The organism is Caminibacter sp., assembly GCF_053999135.1.
This window is the reverse complement of record NZ_JBMXVQ010000048.1, coordinates 1-5,091: the sequence shown is the minus strand read 5'-3', so window position 1 is coordinate 5,091 and position 5,091 is coordinate 1. Positions and strand designations below refer to the sequence as shown.

Genomic DNA, 5,091 nt, shown 5'->3' with positions numbered 1-5,091 from the left:
AATCATTTCATAATTTCCCGCCAGGTTTCCGGTATGGCTCATAGCCGCTTTTTTAGCCGCTTCGCTTTTTCCTGCCTTAAAAAATAAAACAGGTTTTTTTGATTTTCTGATAGCTTTTAAAAACGCTTTTCCATATTGTATGCCTTCTGCGTATATGGCTATAATTTCGCAGTTTTTTTGACGATTTAATTCTTCAATGGCGTGTGCGAAGTTGTAATCGGCCATATTTCCCATAGAAATAATATGCGAAAAACCTATTTTATAATGTGCGGCTTTATCCATAAGCGCACTTAAAACCGCTCCGCTTTGAGAAATTAAACCTATGTTGCCTTTGTGGATTTTGCTTTTTGCAAATGTGAGGTTGAGCTCCATATCTCCGTTATAAATTCCAAGACAGTTTGGCCCCACTATATTTAAGTCATATTTTTTAGCTAAAAGGGACAGTTTTTTTTCACTTTCCCTGTCACCGCTTTCTTTAAATCCTGCACTAATTACCACAAAATTTTTGCATCCTCTTTTTGCCATATTTTCTACAATATCCAAAACCGTTTCTTTTGGTGTGGCTATAACGCACGTATCAATTGGCGGCAGTTCGTCATAAGTATGATATACTTTTTTACCAAAGAGTTCATTTAATTTCGGATTTACGAAGTAAATTTTGGCTTTTGAAGAGAGGGCATTTTTGGCAATTGCATATCCTACTTTTTCTTTTTTGTCAGTAGCACCGAAAATCGCTACGTTTTTATTTTCAAAAAGAGAGTGTTTTTTAGAGAAAAATTCTTTTTTTTCTTTTTTGCCGGTTTTGTATCTGAAATCAACGGCAAAAACGCCTTTTTCGTTGATAATCAAAGGATTGATGTCGCATTCAAGTATGTTTTCGTTTTTTATTATTTTCTGAAATTTCTTTATTGTATCAATTAAAGCATCAAGATTATATTTTTTGCCTCTAAACTCCGGAAATATTTTTGAGATTTTTGTTTTTTTTATCGATTTTTCTATCTCTTTTTTATCTGAATTTGTGTCGATGTATGTAATGTCTTTTTCTATTTCAACTAAAACGCCTCCTTTTCCAAAAATTATAACTTCTTCAAAAATTTCATCGTAAGTGCTGCCTAAAAGAAGCTCAATGCCTTTTATCTCTTCCTGGATTAAGAATTCTTCGAATTTTACGCCGTGATTTTTGGCGTTTTTTAGAATTTTTTCTTTTGCTTTTTTAAGCTCTTCATTGTTTTTTATTTCCGTAATTACCCCTCCTATGTCGCTTTTGTGAATGGTTTTTGAGTTGATTTTAAGAACGCAAGGAAACGTATCAAAACTTATTTCTTCATCAATTCTTATAATTTTTTCTTTTGGTGTCGGGATTTTGTATTTTTTTAGCAGTTTCATTTTTTTCTCCTTTAAAGTTCGTCGGCTTTGTATGAGCTTCTCACAAGCTTACCCGAAGCCACCGTAAAGCCCATGTTTTTTGCCATGTTTTCAAGTATTTTGAATTCTTCGTCGCTGTAATATTTTTTAACCGGGTAATGTTTTGGGGTGGGTTGCAGATACTGGCCGATTGTAAGCTGTTTTACCCCTGCGTTTTTTAAATCAACAAGCGTTTTTTCTATTTCTTCAAAACTTTCTCCAAATCCGACTATCAGGGAAGATTTGGTGATTTTAAATTTCGAATAGTATTCGAGTACTTTTAATGAAAGGTCATAATCGCTTTTTGGTTTAAGTTTTTTATGAAGTCTTCTTACCGTTTCGATATTGTGGGCGAGTTTATACGCACTTGAAGTTGTCATCAGGTTAAGTGCGTTTATATCTCCCTGAAAATCGGGGGTTAGGCTTTCTATTTTTGTATCGGGGTTTAACTTTTTTATTTTTTCAATTACATTATAAAAATGCCCGCTTCCAAAATCCTCCAAATCATCCCTGTCAACCGAAGTAATTACCACATATTTAAGCCCGAGTGTTTCTACGGCTTCGGCTATTTTTTTGGGTTCGTTTTTATCAGGAAGATGAGGTTTTCCGCTTGTTATGTTGCAAAAACGGCAGTTTCTGGTGCATGTGTTTCCAAGAATCATAAACGTAGCGCTTTTTTTGTTAAAACATTCATAAATATTGGGGCATTTGCTTGAATAACAGACGGTATTGATGTTGTATTTTTGAATAAGTTTAAGTGTTTCGTTGTTGTTCGGGGCTTTAACTTTTGGTTTCATCGTTTTTCCTAAAATGTTTTTTTGTAAGAGATGTTATTTTTTCAATAATTTTCTCTTGAGTGATTTCAATGCCTTCGTTTTTTAAAGAGGTGGCGGTTATGCCTTTGAGGTTGCAGGGGTTTATTTTGTTGAAATTTTGTAAGTTTGGGTTTAAATGGATTGAGACTCCGTGTTTTGAGATGTTGTTTTTATAATTAAATCCAAGGGATGCTATTTTTCTGTTTTGGATGTAAAATCCGGGTTTTTTTGTATCATAATAAATATCTTTATTTAAACTTTTAAAAAATCCGCTGAAAATTTTGATGATTTTTCTGTAAAAAAGAGGCGGGTTTTTAACTTTGAAAATAAAATAGCACATCAAAGTCCCCTCATCAAAATAGGTTATGCTTCCGCCCCTGTCGGTTTTAAAAGCAAAAGGAAATTTTTCAGCTTCACCGCTTCCTACGGTAAAAACGGGATAATGGGTGGCAAAAAGCAAAATATCTTCAATATAGTTTTGCTGGAGTCTGTTCATCAGTTCATATGCCGTCTCATAAGGGATTAATCCCAGGTTTTTTGTAATCATATTGTTTCTTTTAAAGAATTTTATGTTAAGTATTGCCATTATATATAATTAAGTGCTATAATGTCAATAAAACTGATATTATCTTACGAATATGTATTCAAAGGCTTTGTTATGAATTTTAATTTTCAAAACCCGAATTTTCCGAATATCCCCGATGAGCTTTCAAATCTTAAAGATTTTGCGCTTAATATCTGGTGGACTTGGAATCCAAGGGCCCAGGAGCTTTTTAAAAGAATAGACCCTGTTTTGTGGAAAGAACACTCCCAAAACCCAATTTCGTTTCTTAAGGCCATACCTTATAAAAAACTCGAAAAACTGGCTAAAAACGAGGATTTTTTAAACGAATACAAATATGTAAGCGCCGTTTTTAAAGACTATATGAATGATGAGAGCGTAATTGCCGACAAAAATCCTCTGCCAATAGCTTATTTTTGCGCCGAATACGGTCTTCATCATTCACTTCCCATTTATTCCGGAGGGCTTGGCTTTTTGGCGGGCGATATATTAAAAGAAAGCAGCGATATGAATATTCCGATGGTTGGAATCGGGTTTATGTATCCGGGGGGATATGTAAGGCAGGTAATAGGAAGTGACGGATGGCAAAACGGGACAAACGAAACGATAAATAAGGACGATGCGCCGATTGAGAGGGTTTTGGATGAAAAAGGCAATCATTTAATAATAAAAGTCCCTTATATCACTCCTGATATTTATGTCTCCGTATGGTGCGTTCATGTGGGAAAGGTCAATCTTTTTTTACTTGATACGGATATAGAACAAAACGACCCGTGGGACAGGAAAATAAACGAAAGGCTTTACACCCCGGATATGAATCAGAGGTTAAGACAGCAGATTGTTTTGGGAATCGGCGGATATGCGGTACTTGAAAAACTGGGGATAAAATATTCGATTTTACATCTAAATGAGGGGCATCCGGCGTTTGCTATTTTAGAGAGAATCAGGTTTTTTATGGAAAATATGGGACTTTCTTTTGAAGAGGCAAAAGAAAAAGTGAAAAATTCCACCGTTTTTACAACCCATACGCCGTTAATGGCGGCTACGGATGTTTATGATTTTGACGTGTTGGGAAGTTATCTTGGAGAATATGCTAAAAGGCTGAATATAGATTTAAACGAAATTTTTAAACTTGCCGTAAATCCCGATGCTCCAAACGGATTTAACATGACGGTGTTTGCTTTGAATATGAGCAGGTATAAAAATGCCGTAAGCAAAAAACATCAGGAAATTGCTACTGATATCTGGAAAAAGGTATTAAAAAAAGAAAAAATAGATTATGTAACAAACGGTGTTCATTTAAGCACATGGATGGACAAAAAGATTCAGATAGAAGCTGACAGGCTTCTTGGGGGAAGCTGGAGAAGATATCAGGATGATAAGGATTTGTGGAATAAATTTTTGGAAGAAGATAATGAAATTTTATGGAATATCCATTATCAGAACAAAGTAAAAATGATGAATATGATAAGGGAAAAAGTAAGAGTCAAATGGCAAAAAAAAGAGATGGACCCTATTATCGCTATGGCTGAGGGCGTTTTATTGGACCCCGATATTTTTACGATAGGGTTTGCAAGAAGAATGACTCAGTATAAAAGACCTTATCTGATTTTGGAAGATTTAGAAAGACTTGAAAAAATTGTTAATAACCCTCAAAGGCCGGTTCAGATAATTTTTGCCGGAAAAGCGCATCCGGCCGACATTGAAGGTAAAAAGATAATTCAAAAAATTTTTAATGTCGCAAAAGACAGCAGATTTGCAGGAAGAATCGCTTTTGTGGAAGATTATAACGAATTTGTTGCAAAACATATGGTAAGAGGGTGCGATTTGTGGCTAAACAACCCAAAACCCCCTCTTGAAGCCTGTGGAACGAGCGGCATGAAGGCTTCTATTAACGGGACACTTCACTGTTCGGTGATGGATGGATGGTGGATTGAGGGATATAACGGCAAAAACGGCTTTAAATTCGGGCTTGAGGGGAATGATATTAAAGATGCAAACGAGCTTTATGATTTGCTTGAAAATGAGATTATTCCGATGTATTACGATGACGAGGGACTTCCGAAAAAATGGATAGAAATGATGAAAAATGCCATCTCAAGCGTAGCGCCTCAGTTTAGCGCAAGAAGAATGATGAAAGATTATATTAATAAATTTTACTTAAACATAAAAGGAGAGTAAATGAAAAAAGGGGCTTATCCTAAAAAAGAGCAGCTTGTAAATATCCCCGAGCTTATTACAAAATATTTTTATTACACAAAAAATCTCTCCCCCGTTAAATTCGGAACTTCGGGTCACAGGGGAAGCGCG

4 protein-coding genes are annotated in these 5,091 nt (G+C 35.2%); 1 reads left to right on the top strand and 3 read right to left on the bottom strand.

The features are described 5' to 3' along the window. The 3 genes from ACXJH6_RS04020 to ACXJH6_RS04010 form a co-directional block, all read right to left on the bottom strand. Positions 1–1,386 (bottom strand): acetate--CoA ligase family protein (locus tag ACXJH6_RS04020; RefSeq protein ID WP_456470478.1); only part of this gene is annotated, 1,386 nt, incomplete at its 3' end. Positions 1,387–1,397: 11 nt separating this feature from the next. Continuing rightward, on the bottom strand, positions 1,398–2,201 hold the full coding sequence (gene lipA / locus ACXJH6_RS04015) for a lipoyl synthase (protein ID WP_456470477.1): 804 nt from the start codon (positions 2,199–2,201) through the stop codon (positions 1,398–1,400). Further along, the gene (locus tag ACXJH6_RS04010) at positions 2,185–2,766 is read right to left on the bottom strand and encodes a lipoyl protein ligase domain-containing protein (RefSeq protein ID WP_456470476.1); all 582 of its coding nucleotides are present in this window, start codon (positions 2,764–2,766) and stop codon (positions 2,185–2,187) included. The genes lipA and ACXJH6_RS04010 overlap by 17 nt, the downstream gene beginning before the upstream one ends. Positions 2,767–2,877: 111 nt before the next feature. Here ACXJH6_RS04010 and glgP point away from each other — a divergent pair, with 111 nt between their 5' ends. Then, positions 2,878–4,962, top strand: a complete 2,085-nt coding sequence (glgP, locus tag ACXJH6_RS04005) for an alpha-glucan family phosphorylase (protein WP_456470475.1) — start codon at positions 2,878–2,880, stop codon at positions 4,960–4,962. Positions 4,963–5,091: the final 129 nt, after the last annotated feature.